The sequence below is a fragment of the Streptomyces sp. NPDC050658 genome, from assembly GCF_044457025.1.
In the GTDB taxonomy this organism is placed as follows: Bacteria; Actinomycetota; Actinomycetes; order Streptomycetales; family Streptomycetaceae; genus Streptomyces.
This window is the reverse complement of sequence record NZ_JBITGM010000008.1, coordinates 254,285-273,727: the sequence shown is the minus strand read 5'-3', so window position 1 is coordinate 273,727 and position 19,443 is coordinate 254,285. Positions and strand designations below refer to the sequence as shown.

Annotated in this window: 14 protein-coding genes; 5 read left to right on the top strand and 9 right to left on the bottom strand. The window is 68.8% G+C overall.

Going from position 1 to position 19,443, the window contains the following annotated elements; all coding sequences use genetic code 11:
* Positions 1-32: 32 nt before the first annotated feature.
* Both dop and arc read right to left on the bottom strand, forming a co-directional pair.
* On the bottom strand, positions 33-1,544 hold the full coding sequence (gene dop / locus ACIBKX_RS27270) for a depupylase/deamidase Dop (RefSeq protein WP_363274287.1): 1,512 nt from the start codon (positions 1,542-1,544) through the stop codon (positions 33-35).
* A 213-nt stretch (positions 1,545-1,757) separates the two neighbouring features.
* The gene (gene arc, locus ACIBKX_RS27265; protein WP_266868854.1) at positions 1,758-3,524 is read right to left on the bottom strand and encodes a proteasome ATPase; all 1,767 of its coding nucleotides are present in this window, start codon (positions 3,522-3,524) and stop codon (positions 1,758-1,760) included.
* A 253-nt stretch (positions 3,525-3,777) separates the two neighbouring features.
* Between arc and ACIBKX_RS27260 the strand changes: the two genes are divergently transcribed.
* Entirely contained in the window at positions 3,778-4,089 is a 312-nt protein-coding gene (locus ACIBKX_RS27260) for a ferredoxin (protein WP_363274286.1), read from the top strand.
* 82 nt (positions 4,090-4,171) lie between these two features.
* Here the strand turns inward: ACIBKX_RS27260 and ACIBKX_RS27255 are convergent, their stop codons facing one another.
* The 3 genes from ACIBKX_RS27255 to ACIBKX_RS27245 form a co-directional block, all read right to left on the bottom strand.
* Positions 4,172-4,753, bottom strand: coding sequence for a hypothetical protein (locus ACIBKX_RS27255; RefSeq protein ID WP_363274285.1), 582 nt, complete (start codon positions 4,751-4,753; stop codon positions 4,172-4,174).
* A 233-nt stretch (positions 4,754-4,986) separates the two neighbouring features.
* Positions 4,987-5,889, bottom strand: a complete 903-nt coding sequence (locus tag ACIBKX_RS27250) for a tRNA (adenine-N1)-methyltransferase (protein ID WP_363274284.1) — start codon at positions 5,887-5,889, stop codon at positions 4,987-4,989.
* A 50-nt stretch (positions 5,890-5,939) separates the two neighbouring features.
* Entirely contained in the window at positions 5,940-7,514 is a 1,575-nt protein-coding gene (locus ACIBKX_RS27245) for a site-2 protease family protein (protein ID WP_363274283.1), read from the bottom strand.
* A 128-nt stretch (positions 7,515-7,642) separates the two neighbouring features.
* On the opposite strand from ACIBKX_RS27245, the gene ACIBKX_RS27240 reads away from it, so the two are divergent.
* Both ACIBKX_RS27240 and ACIBKX_RS27235 read left to right on the top strand, forming a co-directional pair.
* Positions 7,643-8,524: a RecB family exonuclease gene (locus tag ACIBKX_RS27240; RefSeq protein WP_363274282.1), complete on the top strand. Its 882-nt coding sequence runs from the start codon at positions 7,643-7,645 to the stop codon at positions 8,522-8,524.
* Positions 8,525-8,538: 14 nt separating this feature from the next.
* A complete protein-coding gene (locus ACIBKX_RS27235) occupies positions 8,539-9,210 on the top strand; it encodes a response regulator transcription factor (RefSeq protein WP_135332738.1) in 672 nt (223 codons plus the stop codon).
* A gap of 119 nt (positions 9,211-9,329) precedes the next feature.
* On the opposite strand, the gene ACIBKX_RS27230 is transcribed toward ACIBKX_RS27235, so the two are convergent.
* The 4 genes from ACIBKX_RS27230 to metH all read right to left on the bottom strand — a co-directional run bounded on the left by ACIBKX_RS27230 (position 9,330) and on the right by metH (position 17,260).
* A complete protein-coding gene (locus ACIBKX_RS27230; protein ID WP_363274281.1) occupies positions 9,330-10,916 on the bottom strand; it encodes an ABC transporter substrate-binding protein in 1,587 nt (528 codons plus the stop codon).
* A 67-nt stretch (positions 10,917-10,983) separates the two neighbouring features.
* Positions 10,984-12,594 carry an ABC transporter substrate-binding protein gene (locus ACIBKX_RS27225; RefSeq protein WP_363274280.1) on the bottom strand — a complete coding sequence of 537 codons (1,611 nt, stop codon included), beginning with the start codon at positions 12,592-12,594 and terminating at the stop codon, positions 10,984-10,986.
* Positions 12,595-12,918: 324 nt separating this feature from the next.
* Positions 12,919-13,620: an HAD family phosphatase gene (locus ACIBKX_RS27220; RefSeq protein ID WP_363274278.1), complete on the bottom strand. Its 702-nt coding sequence runs from the start codon at positions 13,618-13,620 to the stop codon at positions 12,919-12,921.
* Between the two features lie 100 nt (positions 13,621-13,720).
* Positions 13,721-17,260, bottom strand: coding sequence for a methionine synthase (gene metH / locus ACIBKX_RS27215; protein ID WP_363274277.1), 3,540 nt, complete (start codon positions 17,258-17,260; stop codon positions 13,721-13,723).
* Positions 17,261-17,555: 295 nt separating this feature from the next.
* On the opposite strand from metH, the gene ACIBKX_RS27210 reads away from it, so the two are divergent.
* Together ACIBKX_RS27210 and ACIBKX_RS27205 are read left to right on the top strand one after the other, a co-directional pair.
* Positions 17,556-18,320, top strand: coding sequence for an IclR family transcriptional regulator (locus ACIBKX_RS27210; protein WP_363274276.1), 765 nt, complete (start codon positions 17,556-17,558; stop codon positions 18,318-18,320).
* A gap of 317 nt (positions 18,321-18,637) precedes the next feature.
* The gene (locus ACIBKX_RS27205) at positions 18,638-19,429 is read left to right on the top strand and encodes an MIP/aquaporin family protein (RefSeq protein WP_363274275.1); all 792 of its coding nucleotides are present in this window, start codon (positions 18,638-18,640) and stop codon (positions 19,427-19,429) included.
* Positions 19,430-19,443 lie beyond the last annotated feature (14 nt).

The window sequence follows — 19,443 nt, the reverse complement described above, 5'->3', positions numbered from 1 at the left end:
ACCACCTCGATGATTCCCACACGCCGGGCCTTTCAGCCTCCGGAGAGCACCCGAACCAGGTCCTCCGCCGTGCGGCAGCGGTCCAGGAGCTCCTTGACGTGGTTGCGCGTGCCCCGCAGGGGTTCCAGGGTCGGGACCCGTTGCAGAGAGTCACGGCCGGGCAGGTCGAAGATGACCGAGTCCCAGGAGGCCGCGGCCACGTCGTCCGCGTACTGCTCCAGGCAGCGGCCGCGGAAGTAGGCGCGGGTGTCCTCCGGAGGCTTGCTCTGGGCCGTCTCGACGGCCGGCTCGTCCAGGAGGCGCTTCATCTTGCCGCGGGCCGCCAGACGGTTGTAGAGGCCCTTGTCGGGGCGTACGTCCGCGTACTGGAGGTCGACCAGGTGGAGGCGCGCCGCGTCCCAGTCGAGGCCGTCGCGGCGGCGGTAGCCCTCCATGAGCTCCCGTTTGGCGACCCAGTCGAGCTCCCCGGAGAGGCTCATGGGATCGCTCTCCAGGCGGCCGAGGACGTCTTCCCAGCGGGTGAGGACGTCCTTGGTCTGCTCGTCGGCGTCGGCGCCGAACCGCTCCTCGACGTATTTGCGGGCCAGCTCGAAGTACTCCATCTGGAGTTGTACTGCGGTGAGTGTCCGGCCGCTGCGGAGCGTGACCAGTCGCTTCAGGGTGGGGTCGTGGGAGACCTGGTGGAGGGTGCGTACGGGCTGGTCCACCGCGAGGTCCACCGCGATGAAGCCGTCCTCGATCATGGCGAGGACCAGGGATGTGGTGCCCAGCTTCAGGTACGTCGAGATCTCGGAGAGGTTCGCGTCGCCGATGATCACGTGCAGGCGGCGGTACTTCTCGGCGTCCGAGTGCGGCTCGTCGCGGGTGTTGATGATGGGCCGCTTGAGGGTGGTCTCCAGGCCGACCTCGACCTCGAAGTAGTCGGCGCGCTGGCTGAGCTGGAAGCCGTGCTCATGGCCGTCCTGGCCGATACCGACGCGTCCCGCGCCGGTGACGACCTGCCGGGAGACGAAGAACGGCGTCAGGTGGCGCACGATGTCCGAGAAGGGGGTCTCCCGCTTCATCAGGTAGTTCTCGTGCGTGCCGTACGAGGCGCCCTTGTTGTCGGTGTTGTTCTTGTAGAGGTGGATCGGCTGGGCGCCGGGGAGCTGGGCCGCGCGCTCGGCGGCCTCGGCCATGATGCGTTCGCCGGCCTTGTCCCAGAGGACTGCGTCCCGGGGGTTGGTGACCTCCGGAGAGCTGTATTCGGGGTGCGCGTGGTCTACGTAGAGTCGCGCTCCGTTGGTGAGGATGACGTTGGCGAGGCCGATGTCCTCGTCGGTGAGCTGGCTGGCGTCGGCGGACTCGCGTGCGAGGTCGAAGCCCCGCGCGTCCCGCAGGGGGTTCTCCTCCTCGAAGTCCCAGCGGGCGCGTCGCGCCCTGTGCATCGCCGCGGCGTAGGCGTTGACGATCTGGGACGAGGTGAGCATGGCATTGGCGTTGGGGTGGCCGGGGACGGAGATGCCGTACTCCGTCTCGATGCCCATTACTCGCCGTACGGTCATGCGGCCCTCCTTGCCCGGCGGCGCTCCCCTTCGGGAACGGCGCTCAAGTACCGCTGGTTCTCCGGTGCGTGTGCGGTGCCCGACCCCGCACTGCGCGACTCGGCGGTACCGAAGAGCCTAGAGCGCCTTTGCGCTGGTGGGGAGATCATTGCCTTCATTGAAAAACAGACGGCTGCGGGTACCCGTGAAGGACACCCGCAGCCGTCCTGTCTTCTACAGGTACTGACCGGTGTTGGCCACCGTGTCGATGGAGCGTCCGGTGTCCGCGCCCTGCTTTCCGGTGACGAGCGTACGGATGTACACGATCCGTTCGCCCTTCTTGCCGGAGATGCGGGCCCAGTCGTCCGGGTTGGTGGTGTTGGGCAGGTCCTCGTTCTCCTTGAACTCGTCGATGCAAGCCTGGAGGAGGTGGGAGACCCGAAGGCCCTTCTGGTTGGCTTCGAGGAAGGCCTTGATGGCCATCTTCTTGGCGCGTCCGACGATGTTCTCGATCATGGCGCCGGAGTTGAAGTCCTTGAAGTAGAGGACTTCCTTGTCTCCGTTGGCGTACGTCACCTCGAGGAAGCGGTTCTCCTCGGACTCCGCGTACATCTGCTCCACGACGGACTGGATCATGCCGACCACCGTGGCGCGCCGGTCGGCGCTGTGCTCGGCGAGGTCGTCCGCGTGCAGCGGGAGCCGCTCGGTGAGGTACTTGGCGAAGATGTCCTTCGCCGCCTCGGCGTCCGGACGCTCGATCTTGATCTTCACGTCGAGTCGTCCGGGGCGCAGGATCGCGGGGTCGATCATGTCCTCGCGGTTGGAGGCGCCGATGACGATGACGTTCTCCAGGCCTTCCACGCCGTCGATCTCGGCGAGCAGCTGGGGGACGATGGTGTTCTCCACGTCCGAGCTGACACCGGATCCGCGGGTGCGGAAGAGGGACTCCATCTCGTCGAAGAAGACGATGACGGGGGTGCCCTCGCTCGCCTTCTCCCTCGCACGCTGGAAGACCAGGCGGATGTGGCGCTCGGTCTCGCCGACGTACTTGTTGAGGAGCTCGGGTCCCTTGATGTTGAGGAAGTAGCTCTTCCCCGCCGCCTGTCCGGTCACCTCGGCGACCTTCTTGGCAAGGGAGTTGGCGACGGCCTTCGCGATCAGCGTCTTGCCGCAGCCGGGGGGCCCGTAGAGCAGTACGCCCTTGGGCGGGCGCAGTTCGTGCTCCCTGAAGAGGTCCGGGTAGAGGTAGGGCAGTTCGACCGCGTCCCGGATCAGTTCGATCTGGTTGCCCAGGCCGCCGATCTGTTCGTAGCCGATGTCCGGGACCTCTTCGAGGACGAGTTCCTCGACCTCGCTCTTGGGGACCACTTCGTAGACGTAGCCGGAGCGGGGTTCGAGCAGGAGCGCGTCGCCGGGCCTGATGGTGACGTCGAGGAGCGGTTCGGCGAGCCGGACCACCCTCTCCTCGTCGGTGTGTCCGACCACCAGGGCCCGCTCGCCGTCCTCGAGGATCTCCTTGAGGGTGACGATGTCTCCGACGCTCTCGTACTCCATGGCCTCGACCACGTTGAGCGCTTCGTTGAGCATTACTTCCTGGCCGCGCCTGAGCTCTTCGAGCTCCACGCTGGGGCTGACGTTCACCCGGAGCTTGCGGCCCCCGGTGAAGATGTCGGCCGTGCCGTCCTCGTTCGCCACGAGGAAGACTCCGAAGCCGGCCGGTGGCTGTGCGAGCCGGTCGACTTCTTCCTTGAGGGCCACGATCTGGTCGCGGGCCTCACGGAGCGTGTTGGCGAGCCGCTCGTTCTGTGCGGATACGCCGGCCAGGTTGGTCTGCAGCTCGACGATCCGCTCTTCGAGAATCCTCGTATGACGCGGAGAGTCGGCGAGCTTACGTCGCAGGACGGCGATTTCCTGCTCGAGATAGGCAACCTGACCGGCGGGGTCTTCAGACCCCCGCCCCGGCCGGATGCCGCGGTTGATGTCGTCGTCGTGGGCTGCCACGGTCCTCACCTCCTCCAAGGGGAGCTGGACGCTTCCAGACCCTACCTGGGTGGGTGTCGATTGAAACCCCTAGATCAAAAAGACGATGGGGTGTGTCCGATCTTCACCCTTGCGCTCTCCCTCACGCCAGGTGAATACCCACCCAACAACATCGGAAAGCGGGCGGTTGTATCGTCGAAGCGTTCAACACCCGTCAGGGCTGGCCCGACTTGCTGCAGAGTCGGCCCGTCCGACGCAGCGATCGGCAGGAGAGATGACCGTGCAGAACGAGGCTGGGACCGGCCCTGAGGGCGATCCTCTGGAGGTCTGGATCGACCAGGACCTCTGTACCGGTGACGGCATCTGCGCCCAGTACGCGCCCGAGGTGTTCGAGCTGGACATCGACGGCCTGGCCTATGTGAAGAGCGCCGACGACGAGCTGTTGCAGGCGCCGGGGGCCACAACGCCCGTTCCGCTGCCGCTTCTGCGGGACGTGGTGGACTCGGCGAAGGAATGTCCGGGCGACTGTATTCATGTACGTCGCGTTTCGGACAGCGTCGAGGTCTACGGCCCCGACGCGGCTTGAGCGGGAGTCGAACCCACACACAGCGAAGGGCCTGTGCCCACCGGTCGGCGGTGGATACAGGCCCTTTGCCGTGTCCGTACGGTCACACGCTGTGTGCGCCGGCCGGAGTGGAGCGGGCGAATGTACCGTCCCTCCACCGCCACTTGGCCTCGTCCTTGAGGTCCGGGCAGCAGCTGGGCACGTCCGGCGTGGAGTAGCCGAGCAGTGTGGCGGTGATCGCCCCGTCACGTACGGCGAAGTCGCTGACGTTCTGCCGGTCCTTGGGGTCGACCAGGGTGGCGACCACGCGGGGCTTGCCCTCGGTGGGGCGGGTGATCACGTAGATGCCGTCGGGCGGGGTGCCGGATCCGGCGGCGCAGTGCACCACGGCGACCGTCTCGGGTCTGCCGTCGCCGTCGAGGTCACCGGAGGCCTTCTTCTTGACCACAGGTTTTACGTTTCCGCAGGTCAAGGGATAGGTGACGGTCGAGGCGTCGGGGGCGGGCGCCGGGGCGGCGGGCGCGGACCTGCTCGCGGGTCTGGAGCCGGGCTGTGCGGCGTTCGCCGGGTCGGGCTGCAGGAAGGAGGAGCCCGCGACGACGGCGGCGAGAGCGGCGGCGGTGGCCAGCCAGTGGATGGGGCGGGTGGTGGTGTGTGCCAGTTCCGGGACGGCGGGGTGCTGCACTAGGAGCGTCTCCTGTGAGGGCTGTGCCGGTGGGAGTGGCCAGCATCGTGCCATACCTCACAGTGAGGTGGAACACCGGGGTCCGGTGGGTTTCACGGTTCTTCTGGTACGCCGATGATTCTCTGGTACGGGGCTGGCGTACCGTCAACGAAACGGCGCCGCCGCCGAGTTCCCCGGTCGGTCGGGGAACTCGGCGGCGGCGCCTGTCCATTGGGCGGGGTCCGCCGCGCGGGTCAGCGCGGGGAGCCGCCGTCGGCGTTGGGTCCGGAGTAGTCCTCGCCGTACGCGCCCTTGGCGGGGCGGCGGCGGCGCATGGGCGGCTCGACGCCGTCCGCGAGGCGGCGGGCGGTGAGCAGGAAGCCGGTGTGGCCGATCATGCGGTGGTCGGGGCGGACGGCGAGGCCCTCGATGTGCCAGTTGCGGATCATCGACTCCCAGGCGGTCGGCTCGTTGAAGCCGCCGATCTCGCGGATGGACTCGACGGTCCTGGCGAGCTGGGTGGTGGTCGCCACGTAGCAGCAGAGGATGCCGCCGGGGACGAGCGCCTTGGAGACGACGTCGAGGCACTCCCAGGGGGCGAGCATGTCGAGGATGACGCGGTCGACGTCGGTGTCGCTCAGGTTGTCCTGGAGGTCGCCGACGGTGAGCTGCCAGGCGGGGTGGGGGCCGCCGAAGTAGCGCTCCACGTTGCCCTGGGCGATCTCGGCGAAGTCCTCGCGGCGCTCGTAGGAGTGCAGCATGCCGTCGTCGCCGATGGCGCGCAGGAGGAAGCTGCTGAGCGAGCCGGAGCCGACGCCGGCCTCGACGACGCGGGCGCCGGGGAAGATGTCGGCGAAGGCCAGGATCTGCCCCGCGTCCTTGGGGTAGACCACGGCGGCACCGCGGGGCATGGACAGGACATAGTCGGGGAGCAGGGGGCGCAGCGCGAGGTAGGCGACGTTTCCGGTGGTGCGGACAACGCTGCCCTCGGGAGCGCCGATCAGCTCGTCGTGCGGGAAGGAACCCTTGTGGGTGTGGAAGTTCTTTCCCTCTTCGAGCGTGAACGTGTAGTGGCGGCCCTTGGGGTCGGTCAGCTGAACCTGGTCCCCGACCTTGAAGGGCCCGCGTCGGCGGGCGGCACCGGTCGGTTCGGACATGTGAACAGCCTACCGGCCCGTGCGGCGGCCGCCGACCACACGGGTCCCGGTCAGCTGGGGCGTGCCATGGCCTTCACGAAGGCGCGCTCCACGTCGGCGGCGGACAGCACTCCGTAGATCTCGCCGGAGTCCTCGACGACGAGGTACTCGGTGGCGGGGGTGGCGCGGAGCGTGTCGAGCAGCTCTTCGCCGGCCAGTTCGGCGGAGACCCGCATGCCCTCGGTGATGTCCTGGGCGAGGCCGCTGACGGTGACCCAGGGGCGTCGGTGCTGGGGCACGCCGACGATGGCGGCCTCGCGGACCACGGCCGTGGGGTCGCCGTCGGCGTCGACCACGACGAGGGCGCGGGCCCCGGCGTCGTTGGCGCGGCGCAGTGCCTCGGAGAGCGGGGTGTCGGTCTCGACGGGGACGGCGCGGCGGGTGAGGGCGCGGGCCCGCAGCTCGGGCAGGTGTTGGCGGAGGCGGGCCATGCGGAGGCTGTTTCCGGCGCCGGTCCAGATGATCGCGGCGAGGATCGCGGCGAGCAGGGCGTCGGTGACGGTGTCCAGGCCGCCGATGTCCTGGGCCTCGCCGCCGAGCGCGCCGGACTGGTTGAGGATGGGCAGGCCGACGAGGACGGAGATGGCGAGGGCGCGGCCGACCCAGGCGGCGGCGACGGTGCCGCTCATGGGCTTGCCGGTGATCTTCCAGACAATGGCCCGCAGCATGCGGCCGCCGTCCAGCGGGAGGCCGGGCAGCAGGTTGAAGGCGGCGACGATGAGGTTGGAGAACATCAGGCCCGCGAGTAGCACTCCGGGGACGGTGCCGGGCTCCACGGCGCGCATGCCCGCGTAGAACACCCCGGCGAGCACGAGGGAGAGCAGGGGCCCGACGAAGGCGAGGATGAACTCACGCCCCGGGGTCTCGCTCTCCTTCTCGATCTCGGACACGCCGCCGAAGAACTGCAGCTGGATGCGGCGCACCGGCAGCTTGAAGCGCAGGGCGGCGACCGTGTGGGCCAGTTCGTGGACGAGCACGGAGGCGTAGAAGGCAACGGCGAAGAAGAGGGACACCAGGTAGCGGGCGCCGCCGAGTTCGGGCAGCACGCGGTCGAGCTGGCCGCCGAAGACCCAGGTGATGAGCGCGGCGACGAGGAACCAGCTGGGCGCCACATACACGGGCACGCCGAACGGCCGCCCCATGAGAAGCCCGCCGCCGGGCCCCTTCTGCGCCTTGGGCGGGGTCGGCTTGGGAGCGGGGCCGTGGGTGGCGCGGGCGAACTCGGGGTGGGTGTCGGCGGGGTCGGACGCGGGCCGGGGGGCCTTGGTGAGGCGGTCGCCGACGGGCCGGGGCGAGCGCGCGTCGTCCGCGGGACGCGGCGCGGTGGTGTCCTCGGCGGGCGGCTGCTCGGGGTTCGTGTCGTCCGGGATGTTCTCGGGTTCGGGCCGCGCGGATTCGGCGGCGGCTTCGGTGGCGTCAGCGCCGGGAGCGCTGCCGTCCGTGTCGCCCTGCGCGGGCCGCGCGGAGTCGCCGGCCGCGTCCGTCGGACGCGGCGGCTCCTGGTGGCCGACGTCGTCCGTGACGCCCGGCCGCAGGCCGTCCGTGCCCTCGGACCGCGGCCTGCCGCTCCCGCCGCTTTCGTCCACGATGTCCCCTCGTTCGAAGCGTCCCTCGCCCCTGTCCGGCGCGGTACACGCACGATCATGCAGGGTGAGAGGGTCTGTCGTCGATGGTATGCGGCCGTTGTCAGTGGCGGGTCGTAGGGTCTGTCCTCATGGAAACCAGCACCGACGGTGCCGTGGCGGCCGTGCGCCCGGCGTCGCTGTCGCCCTCGCGCGCGAGCGACTTCATGCAGTGCCCGCTGCTCTACCGGTTCCGGGTGATCGACAAGCTGCCCGAGAAGCCGAGCGAGGCGGCGACGCGTGGCACGCTGGTGCATGCCGTACTGGAGCGGCTTTTCGACGCCCCGGCCGGTGAGCGGACCGCGCCGCGTGCCAAGTCCCTGATCCCGGGTCAGTGGGACAAGCTGCGGGAGGCCAGACCCGAGCTGACGGAGTTGTTCGCCGATGATGCGGAGGGCGAGCGCCTGGCGCGCTGGCTCGGGGACGCGGAGAAGCTCGTCGAGCGGTGGTTCACCCTGGAGGACCCGACGCGTCTTGAGCCCGCGGAGCGGGAGCTGTTCGTGCAGGCCGAGCTGGACTCGGGGCTGAAGCTGCGCGGCATCATCGACCGGGTGGACGTGGCGCCGACCGGCGAGGTGCGGATCGTCGACTACAAGACGGGCAAGGCCCCGCGTCCCGAGTACGCGGAGGGCGCGCTCTTCCAGATGAAGTTCTACGCCCTGGTGGTGTGGCGGCTGAAGGGTGTCGTGCCGCGCCGCCTCCAGCTGGTCTATCTGGGCAGCGGCGACGTGATCACGTACGACCCGGTGATCGCCGACCTGGAGCAGGTCGAGCGGAAGCTGCACGCGCTGTGGGAGGCGATCACGCTCGCCACCGAGACGGGCGACTGGCGGCCGCGGCCCACCAAGCTCTGCGGCTGGTGCGACCACCAGGCCGTATGTCCGGAATTCGGCGGGACTCCCCCGCCGTACCCGCTTGCGGTGAGGGTGCCCGAGTCCGGCGAGGGTGAGCAGGGCAGAATGGGGCCGGGCTAGCGAAGGAGAGTTACGTGGCGATCCGTGTCCTACTGGTCGACGACCAGCCGCTGCTGCGCACCGGATTCCGGATGATTCTGGAGGCCGAGCAGGACGTCGCGGTCGTCGGCGAGGCCGGAGACGGCCTGCAGGCTCTCGACCAGGTGCGGGCGCTGCAGCCCGACGTGGTCCTGATGGACATCCGCATGCCGCGGATGGACGGTGTCGAGGCGACCCGGCAGATCACCGGCCCCGGTCGGGACGGCCCGGCGAAGGTGCTCGTCCTGACCACCTTCGACCTCGACGAGTACGTGGTGGAGGCGCTGCGCGCGGGCGCCAGCGGCTTCCTGCTCAAGGACGCCCCGGCGAACGAGCTGGTGCAGGCGATCCGCGTGGTCGCCTCGGGCGAGGCGATGCTCGCGCCGAGCATCACCCGCCGGCTCCTGGACAAGTACGCGGGGCATCTCCCGTCGGGCGACGAGCCCGTCCCGGACACGCTGCACACGCTCACCGAGCGCGAGGTCGAGGTCCTCAAGCTGGTGGCGCGCGGCCTGTCGAACGCGGAGATCGCGGCGGACCTGTTCGTGAGCGAGACGACGGTCAAGACGCATGTGGGCCATGTGCTCACCAAGCTGGGCCTGCGCGACCGGGTGCAGGCGGCCGTGTACGCGTACGAGAGCGGTCTGGTGCGTCCGGGCGCCCAGTAGCAGCAGCACAACGCGGAAGGTGGCCGTCCCCGGGAGGGGGCGGCCACCTTCATTTCTGTACGGAGGCACTTCCGTACGGAGGCACTTCCGTACGGAGACATTCCCGTACGGAGACGGGCTCAGCCCTTGCTGATCTCCCAGAACCGGAACACCGTCGACGCGTCCAGGCACGACTCCACGCCGTACACGTCGTCACGGATCACCGCGTACTGCTTGGCCTGCCAGACCGGCAGGATCGGCAGCTCCTCGGCGACCGTGTCCTGGAGCCTGGCGTAGTCCTCGTCGGTCTTGGTGCGGTCGCTCTGGGCCGCGGTGCCCGGGATGATCTTCCCGGTGATGTCGCTGTTCTCGTAGCCGTTGGACAGGACGTTGCCCTTGCCGAAGAACGGCTGCGTGAAGTTGTCCGGGTCCGGGTAGTCCGGCACCCAGCCCTTCACGTACACGCCGTACTTGCCGGCCTGGATGTCCTTCTCGTACTGCTCGAACCCGACGGACTTCACGTCGGCGTCGAAGAGACCGCTCTTGTTGAGCTGCTTGGCTATCGCCTTCAGCTCCTCGTCCGTCGAGGGGCCGTACCGCGCGGGCGTCGACCAGAGCGTGAGCTTGACCTTGCCCGTCAGTCCGTCCGCGCGCAGGGCCTGCGCGGCCTTGGCGCGCTGCGGGCGGGCGCCGTAGGTGTCGAAGAACGCGGTGGTGTGACCGCCGATCCCGGCCGGGACGATCGAGTACAGGGGTGTCGCCGTGTCCTGGTAGACCTCCTTGACCAGGGCGTCCCGGTCCAGGAGATAGGCCATGGCCTTGCGCACGCCGAGCTTGCCCGCGACCGGGTCCTTCATGTTGAAGACCAGGTGCTGGACCTCGGCGCTGGTGCCCTCGACGACGTCGATGCTCTGGCTCGCGTCGGACGTGTCCCGCTCGATGTCCGCGATGTCGGACGCGGCGAGGCCTCGGTAGGCGATGTCGACCTTGTGGTCCAGGATCGCCTGCTTGAGCCTCTTGCGGTCGTTGTGGAAGAACTTGAGCGTGACGCCCTTGTTCTTCACCTTGGCGGTGCCCTTGTAGTCGGGGTTGACCGAGAACACCGCCTTCTCCTTGGAGAAGGAGTCGAGCTTGTACGGCCCCGAGCCGGTGGCCTCGCCGTCGGCGCGCAGCCCGTTCATGTCGTACGAACGGTGGTCGACGATGGACCCGGCGCCGGACGCGATCTTGCTGGGGAAGGTCGCGTCGGGGTACTTGAGCTTGAAGACGACGGTCTTACCGTCCGGCGTCTCCACCCGGTCGAGCATCGGGAACATGATCGCGGGACCGTTGTCGTCGCCGATCGCGCTCATACGGTCGAAGGAGAACTTGACGTCCTTCGAGGTCAGCGCGTTGCCGTTGCTGAACTTGAGGCCGTCACGGAGGGTGCACTTGAAGACCTTGGCCTCCGTGTCCGTGAAGCCGCAGTCCTTCGCCGCCTCGGGTTCCGGTTCCGTGGCCCCGTTCGGGAAGCTCATCAGGGACTGGAAGACGTTGTTGAAGAGGAGCCACGACCCCGGGTCGTAGCCGGAGGCGGGGTCGGTGGCCAGGATGTCGTCGGACATCCCCACCACCACGGAGTCACCGGATTCCCCCGCATCGCCCGTCTGTGAACCGCAGCCGGTCAGCAGGGCGGCGGCCAGCCCTCCCGTGAGGGGAAGGGCCAGCCACTGGTTACGCAATTTCACGTACGTGCCTTGTCGTCGTTTTCCATCGGTGGAGCAGAGCTCGGCGCCTGCTGCGGTGCGGCGGAGGTCAGCCGCTCACACCACGGCCGAGCTCCCAAAGCTGTAGGTTCGACGAGGAGTTGAGCGCCCACTCGACGCCGGTGATCTCGTCACGGGCGGCGATGTACTGCTTGCCCTGCCAGAGCGGGAGCACCGGCACGTCCTCGGCGACGATGTCCTGGATCTTCTGGATGCTCGTGGAGGCGGTGAGCCGGTCGGCCTCGCGGCGGGAGTGCGGGATCAGCTCGTCGTTGATCGTGCTGTTCGCGTACGGCGAGCCGAGGAAGTTGTCCTTGTCGAGGAACGGCGCGAGGAAGTTGTCGGCGTCGGGGAAGTCGGGGAACCAGCCCATTCCGTAGACGTCGTACGCGCCCTTCTGCTCGGCGGCGCGGAAGGTGTTCCAGGGGGTGCCCTTGATCGACACGTCGAACAGGCCGCTGTCGTTCAGCTGCTTCTTCAGCAGCTCGAACTCCTTCTTGGTGGCCGGACCGTAGTGGTCGGTCGTGTAGTGCAGGGTCAGCTTCACCGGGGTGGTGATGTCGGCCTTCTGCAGCAGGGCGCGGGCCTTGCTCGGGCTCGGGTCGCCGTACTTGTTGAAGAACGAGTTGGTGTGGCCCGTAATGGTGGTGGGCACCAGCGAGAACAGCGGCTCGGCCGCGTCGCCGTACACACCGCTGGCGAGGGCGCCGCGGTCCACGACCTGCGCCATGGCCTGGCGGACCGCCTTGGACTTGACGGTGCTCGCGTCCGTGTTGAAGGCGAGGTAGCGGATCTCGAGGGCGGGCATCTCGACCAGTTCGATGTTCTTGGCCGGGTTCGCGTCGAGTTCCCTGATCTGCTGGGGCGACATGGTGCGGGTCATCATGTCGATGTCGCCGCCCTTGAGCGCGTCCCCCATGGCGTCGGCGGAGGCGTAGGTGCGCAGCTCGATCTTTTCGCTCTTGGGCTTCAACGCGCCCTTGTAGTCGGGGTTCTTGGTGAACACCGTCTTGACGAGCTGGTTGCCCTTGACCTCCTGCTCGGCGGTGTAGGGGCCGGAGCCGTCGACCTCGAAGCCGGCGCGCAGCTTGGTCTTGCTGTACTTGTCCGAGCTGATGATGCCCGCCGTGGGCGTGGCCAGCTTGTACGGGAACGTCGCGTCGGGGCTCTTGAGGTGGAAGACGACGCCGCGGTCGCCGGTGGTCTCGATCTCGTCGATGTTGGCGACCAGGCCGTCGGAGCCGCTGGGGTCCTTGACCTTGATGTCGCGTACCCGCTCGATGGAGAACTTCACGTCGGCGGCGGTCAGCGGCTTGCCGTCGGCGAACTTCAGGCCCTTGCGCAGCGTGCACTCGTAGCGCTCGTTGCCGGTGTCGGTGAATCCGCACTTCTCGGCGGCCTCCGGCTCCGGCTCGCCGTCGCCGCGCGGCATCGCCATCAGCGTCTGGACCGTCTGGCGCAGGATGTTCCAGGAGCCCGCGTCATAGGCGTAGGCCGGGTCGAAGGGGGCCGGGACCTCCGCGGAGGTGGCGAACCGGTCCGTGGTGCCGACGGCGATCGCCTCGTCGTCTCCCCCTCCACCGCCCGCTCCGCCGCACGCGGCGAGGGCGGGGGCGAGCAGACCTATGACGGCCGGCAGCACCAAAGTCTTGCGGTTCATGCTCGACGTTCTCCAGAGCTGTTGAATCCCGCCAGGAACCGGCAGCGAGGGGTGGGGTCAGCCGGTCCACGGGGGTGGGGCGATGTTCTCGCGACGACATTAGTCCGCACCGCCACAAGCGCCGGAAGAGACCGGAGTTGACCCTTAATCACGCAGCGAAACCGGGCGCGGACGCACCGATAACCCAACACGGGAAGGATTCGTGCAGGTTCCCCTGAATCGGGACACAACGCCACGCCACAAGTGGCGCATTTCGGCTCCCCCGCACAGCCCTGGGCGGTTGTCGACCCCCCGCCGAGTGGGAAAGGTCACATCTTCAACGTTTCAGCGCTTTCCGGCCATCAGGCCTTGCAGGAAAGGCAGGTTGACGTGTTCGAGGGAGGGGACGACGGTCCTGCCGGATGCCGGGGTGATGGGGGCGACTGACGGTACGGCGACCACCCGGCAGCCCGCGGCCTCGGCCGCCGCGACGCCGGTGGCGGTGTCCTCGATGACGGCACATCTGGCCGGTTCCGCACCGATTCCGGCCGCCGCGATGAGGTAGGGGTCGGGGTGCGGCTTGGTCCGGTTCACCTCGTCGCCCGCGACGGTCAGCGCGAAGTGGTGGGAGCCGATCGAGTCGAGCACGCGGTCGATGATGCGGCGGTGGGACGCGGACACCAGGGCCATCGGCACCTCGTGCGCGGCGAGTTCCGCGAGCAGCCGGGCGGCGCCCGGCATCAGCGGAAGCCGGCGGCTGATGCGGTCCTCGAAGCCGTCGTTGAGCAGCACGGTGAGCTCGGCGAGCGTGATGTCCGCCCCGGTGGACTCGATGAGGAAGCCGGCGCTGCGGGTCATGGGGCCGCCGACGACCACATCGCGCCAGGCCTCGTCGAGCGTGTGGCCGAGCGCGGCGAAGACCTCGACCTCGGCGTCCCACCAGAATCCCTCGGTGTCGACGAGGGTTCCGTCCATGTCGAGGAGCACGCCCTGCAGGGCGGAGCCTTCGGCCGTTCGGGTGCCGAGCGCTGAAACCGTACTGGTCATGCGACCACACCTTCCATGAGGGACGAGAAGGCCGGTTGCCTCCTTCTGACGGGAAGGCAACCGGCCTGCACTGGACCGACCAGTGTACGACTGCGAGGGATCAGCGCGCGTTGAAGTACTTCGCCTCGGGGTGGTGGATGACGATCGCGTCCGTGGACTGCTCCGGGTGCAGCTGGAACTCCTCGGACAGCTGTACGCCGATCCGCTCCGGCTCCAGGAGTTCGGCGATCTTCGCGCGGTCCTCCAGGTCGGGGCAGGCGCCGTAGCCGAGCGAGAAGCGCGCGCCGCGGTACTTCAGGTCGAACATGTCCTGTACGTCGTCGGGGTCCTCGCCGCCGAAGCCCAGCTCGGCGCGGACGCGCGCGTGCCAGTACTCGGCGAGCGCCTCGGCCAACTGCACGGACAGGCCGTGCAGTTCGAGGTAGTCGCGGTAGGAGTCGGCGGCGAACAGCTTGGCCGTCTCCTCGCCGATCTTGGACCCGACGGTGACGACCTGGAGGCCCACGACGTCGGTCTCGCCGGACTCCTCCGGGCGGAAGAAGTCCGCGAGGCAGAGCCGGCGGCCGCGGCGCTGGCGCGGGAAGGAGAAGCGGGTGCGCTCCGAGCCGTCGTCGTTCAGGATGATCAGGTCGTCGCCCTTGGAGACACACGGGAAGTAGCCGTGTACGACGGCCGCCTCCAGCATGTTCTTGGTGTGCAGCTCGTCCAGCCAGCCGCGCAGCCGCGGACGGCCCTCCGTCTCCACCAGCTCCTCGTAGGTCGGCCCGTCGCCGGTCCTGGCCTGCTTGAGGCCCCACTGGCCCTTGAAGAGGGCGCCCTCGTCGAGCCAGGAGGCGTACTCCTTGAGCTGGATGCCCTTGACGACGCGGGTGCCCCAGAACGGCGGCGTGGGGACGGGGTTGTCGACGGCGACGTCCGAGCGGGCCGGCCCCTCGTCCTCGTTGACCTCCAGGACGGCGGCGGAGGCCTTGCTCTGCACGCGGCGCTGCTTGAGCTCGGGCAGGGTCGCGCCGGGCACGCCCCGCTTGACCGCGATCAGGGCGTCCATCAGGCGCAGGCCCTCGAACGCGTCGCGGGCGTAGCGCACTTCCCCCTCGTAGATCTCGTGCAGGTCCTGCTCGACGTACGCACGGGTCAGGGCCGCACCGCCGAGGATCACCGGGAAGTCGGCCGCCAGCTTGCGCTGGTTGAGCTCCTCCAGGTTCTCCTTCATGATCACGGTGGACTTGACCAGGAGGCCGGACATGCCGATGACGTCGGCCTTGTGCTCCTCGGCGGCGTCCAGGATCGCTGCGACGGGCTGCTTGATGCCCAGGTTGACCACGTTGTAGCCGTTGTTGGACAGGATGATGTCGACGAGGTTCTTGCCGATGTCGTGGACGTCGCCGCGGACCGTGGCCAGCACGATGGTGCCCTTGCCCTCGGCGTCCGACTTCTCCATGTGCGGTTCGAGGTGCGCGACCGCGGTCTTCATGACCTCGGCGGACTGGAGCACGAACGGCAGCTGCATCTGGCCGGAGCCGAACAGCTCGCCGACGACCTTCATGCCCTCCAGGAGGGTGTTGTTGACGATGTCCAGGGCCGGGGTGTCCTGGAGCGCCTCGTCGAGGTCGGCCTCCAGGCCGTTCTTCTCGCCGTCGATGATGCGGCGCTGCAGACGCTCGTCCAGCGGCAGGGCGAGGAGTTCCTCGGCCTTGCCGGCCTTCATCGACTTGGTGGAGACGCCCTCGAACAGCTCCATGAGCTTCTGCAGCGGGTCGTAGGCCGGTTCGTCCCCCTGCTGGGGGCGTCGCCGGTCGTAGATGAGGTCGAGCGCGGTCTTGACCTGCTCGTCGTCGAAGCGCGCGATCGGCAGGATCTTGGAGGCGTGCACGATCGCCGAGTCCAGGCCGGCCTTGACGCACTCGTCCAGGAAGACGGAGTTGAGCAGTACGCGGGCGGCCGGGTTGAGGCCGAAGGAGATGTTGGAGAGGCCGAGGGTGGTCTGCACGTCCGGGCGGCGGCGCTTGAGCTCCCGGATGGCCTCGATGGTGGCGACGCCGTCCCCCCGGGACTCCTCCTGACCGGTGCAGATGGTGAAGGTCAGGGTGTCGATGAGGATGTCCGACTCGTGGATGCCCCAGTTGCCGGTCAGGTCGTCGACGATGCGCTCGGCGATGGCGACCTTGTTCTCGACGGTGCGGGCCTGGCCCTCCTCGTCGATGGTCAGCGCGATCAGCGCGGCGCCGTGCTCCTTGGCGAGCGCGGTGACCTTCGTGAACCGCGACTCGGGGCCGTCGCCGTCCTCGTAGTTCACGGAGTTGATGACCGCGCGACCGCCGAGCTTCTCCAACCCGGCCTGGATGACCGGGAGTTCGGTGGAGTCCAGGACGATGGGCAGGGTGGAGGCGGTGGCGAAGCGGCCCGCGAGCTCGGCCATGTCCTTGACGCCGTCACGGCCGACATAGTCGACACAGAGGTCGAGCATGTGGGCGCCCTCGCGGATCTGGTCGCGGGCCATCTCCACACAGTCGTCCCAGCGGCCCTCCAGCATGGCCTCGCGGAACTTCTTCGAGCCGTTGGCGTTGGTGCGCTCGCCGATCGCCATGTACGAGGTGTCCTGGCGGAACGGGACGGTCTGGTAGAGCGAGGCGGCGCCCGGCTCGGGGCGCGGGTCGCGGGCGACCGTCTCGACGCCGCGCACGCGCTCGACGACCTGGCGCAGGTGCTCGGGGGTCGTACCGCAGCAGCCGCCCACCAGGGAGAGGCCGTATTCGCGTACGAAGGTCTCCTGGGCGTCGGCGAGCTCGGACGCCGTCAGGGGGTAGTGCGCGCCGTCCTTGCCGAGGACCGGCAGGCCCGCGTTGGGCATGCAGGAGATCGGTACGCGGGAGTGGCGGGCCAGATAGCGCAGGTGCTCGCTCATCTCGGCGGGTCCTGTGGCGCAGTTCAGGCCGATCATGTCGATGCCGAGCGGTTCCAGGGCCGTCAGGGCGGCGCCGATCTCGGAGCCGAGCAGCATCGTGCCGGTGGTCTCGACGGTGACCGAGCAGATCAGCGGCAGGTTCGAGCCGGTGGCGTCCAGGGCGCGGCGGGCACCGAGGATCGCGGACTTGGTCTGCAGGAGGTCCTGGGTGGTCTCCACCAGGAGCGCGTCGGCGCCGCCGGCGATCATGCCCTCGGCGTTGGTCTGGTAGGCGTCGCGCAGCACGGTGTACGGGGCGTGGCCCAGGGTGGGCAGCTTGGTGCCGGGGCCCATGGAGCCGAGCACCCAGCGCTGCTGCCCGGTCTTCTCGGTGAACTCGTCGGCGACCTCGCGGGCGATGCGGGCGCCGGCCTCGGAGAGCTCGAAGTTCCGCTCGGGGATCTCGTACTCGTTCAGGGCGGCGAAGTTCGCGCCGAACGTGTTCGTCTCGACACAGTCGACGCCGACCGCGAAGTACTCCTCGTGGACCGAGCGGACGATGTCCGGCCGGGTCACGTTGAGGATCTCGTTGCAGCCCTCGAGCTGCTGGAAGTCGTCGAGCGTCGGGTCCTGCGCCTGGAGCATGGTGCCCATCGCCCCGTCGGCGACCACCACGCGGGTGGCGAGGGCTTCACGGAGGGCATCGGCCCGGGCTCCGTTCGAGGAACCGGACGAGGGGGTCGGCAACGAGGCCATGAAAGAGCTCCCAAAGGTGCGACGGCTGTCGGCTTTGCGCTTCGGTGGGAAGGCGCACTCGGTCAGGGTAGCCGGACGGACGTCCGTGGCGCTGAGGTGTTCACGGGGCGGACGCCCGGCCCGGTGCCACCCCCTGTCGGAGCCCGGAGGGTGATCACGTAGAACGAGGGGGAAACGGCGAGAAACACCCCCTGCCGCTCATTAGCGGGAGGTCGACAACGACCGATAGTGTTCAGCATTGTCGAACGTTGGTATCTGAACGTTGATGTCCGAGGGTACGGAGGAAGAGGCTGCGATGGCACGCAACATCCAGTCGCTGGAGCGGGCCGCCGCGATGCTGCGGCTGCTCGCGGGCGGCGAGCGACGGCTCGGCCTCTCGGAGATCGCGTCCGCGCTCGGCCTGGCCAAGGGCACGGCGCACGGCATTCTGCGCACCCTCCAGGCGGAGGGCTTCGTCGAGCAGGACCCCGCGTCGGGCCGCTATCAGCTCGGCGCCGAGCTGCTGCGCCTCGGCAACAGCTATCTGGACGTGCACGAGCTGCGGGCCCGCGCCCTGGTGTGGACCGACGACCTGGCCCGCTCCAGCGGCGAGAGCGTCTATCTGGGGGTCCTGCACCAGCAGGGCGTACTGATCGTGCACCACGTCTTCCGCCCCGACGACAGCCGGCAGGTCCTGGAGGTCGGCGCCATGCAGCCGCTGCACTCCACGGCGCTGGGCAAGGTGCTCGCCGCGTACGACCCGGTGGCGCACAGCGAGGCCGCGGAGGCCGACCGGCAGACCTTCACCTCTCGCACCGTCATCGACTCCGACGGCTTCGAGGGCGTACTCGACCTGACCCGCGCGCGCGGGTACGCGGCCGACGTCGAGGAGACCTGGGAGGGCATCGCCTCGGTGGCCGCACCCATCCACGACCGGCGCAGGATGCCGGTCGGCGCGGTCGGCATCACGGGTGCCGTGGAGCGCGTCCAGAAGGACGGCGAGCTCCGGCCCGACCTCATCGCGGCGGTGCGGGATTGCGCCCGCGCCGTCTCTCGGGACCTGGGCGCCGGGCGTTTCTAGCCCGCCGCTCTCTTTTCCCTGTTCAACATGCAGGGTGCACCCTTCTGCGCGACCATCGTTGGACCGCGTTTCGCCCCACGGTCACCGATAACCCGGAACGATCAATAACGATCGCGTTTTCAATAACAGAGCTCTTGACGGGTCGGTAACCACGGGGCGAGACTCGCGTCCATCGGTCGGCATTGTCGAACACCTACCGGCATTACGCGCTAGAGTGTGGCAAGGCCAAGGGCCGGCAACGACCTCACCTGAGGTCGCGGACCACCGGAGGGACCCGGGGTTCGCCTTCCCCTGGACGAAGGACAAAGGAGTCGCGGGTGTCCAGCTCCGACATCTTCATCGGCGAGACCATCGGTACCGCCGTACTCATCTTGCTCGGCGGTGGCGTCTGCGCCGCCGTCACGCTCAAGGCCTCGAAGGCCAAGGACGCCGGCTGGCTCGCGATCACCTTCGGGTGGGGCTTCGCCGTCCTGACCGGCGCCTATCTCGCGGGTGGCGTCTCCGGCGCCCACCTCAACCCGGCGGTCACGCTTGGTCTCGCGATCGAGGGCGGCACCAAGTGGGGCGACGTTCCGCTCTACCTGGCCTCGCAGCTGCTCGGCGCGATGATCGGCGCCGTTCTGGTGTGGGTCACCTACATGGGCCAGTTCAAGGCCCACCTGACCGACCCCGAGATCCTCGCGGCGCAGCCGATGGACGAGGGCATGGTCGACCAGAAGGCCGCGCCCAAGGCGGGCCCGGTGCTCGGCATCTTCTCGACGGGTCCCGAGATCCGCAACGCCGTCCAGAACGTGCTCACCGAGGTCATCGCCACGGTCGTGCTCGTCCTCGCCATCCTCACGCAGGGCCTGAACGACGGCGGCAACGGCCTCGGCATCCTCGGCGCCCTGATCACCGCGCTCGTCGTGGTCGGCATCGGCCTCTCGCTCGGCGGCCCCACGGGGTACGCGATCAACCCGGTCCGTGACCTCGGCCCGCGCATCGTGCACTCCCTCCTCCCGCTGCCGAACAAGGGCAGCTCGGACTGGACGTACGCCTGGGTTCCGGTCGTCGGCCCGCTGATCGGCGGAGCCATCGCGGGCGGTCTCTACAACATCGCGTTCAAGTAGGACCGCGACAGCGA

Bases quoted from the DNA above. Each gene is read 5' to 3' on its own strand.
- dop (WP_363274287.1), bottom strand. From the start codon at position 1,544: ATGACCGTACGGCGAGTAATGGGCATCGAGACGGAGTACGGCATCTCC.
- ACIBKX_RS27260 (WP_363274286.1), top strand. From the start codon at position 3,778: ATGACCGTGCAGAACGAGGCTGGGACCGGCCCTGAGGGCGATCCTCTG.
- ACIBKX_RS27250 (WP_363274284.1), bottom strand. From the start codon at position 5,889: ATGTCCGAACCGACCGGTGCCGCCCGCCGACGCGGGCCCTTCAAGGTC.
- ACIBKX_RS27240 (WP_363274282.1), top strand. From the start codon at position 7,643: ATGGAAACCAGCACCGACGGTGCCGTGGCGGCCGTGCGCCCGGCGTCG.
- ACIBKX_RS27225 (WP_363274280.1), bottom strand. From the start codon at position 12,594: ATGAACCGCAAGACTTTGGTGCTGCCGGCCGTCATAGGTCTGCTCGCC.
- ACIBKX_RS27220 (WP_363274278.1), bottom strand. From the start codon at position 13,620: ATGACCAGTACGGTTTCAGCGCTCGGCACCCGAACGGCCGAAGGCTCC.
- metH (WP_363274277.1), bottom strand. From the start codon at position 17,260: ATGGCCTCGTTGCCGACCCCCTCGTCCGGTTCCTCGAACGGAGCCCGG.
- ACIBKX_RS27210 (WP_363274276.1), top strand. From the start codon at position 17,556: ATGGCACGCAACATCCAGTCGCTGGAGCGGGCCGCCGCGATGCTGCGG.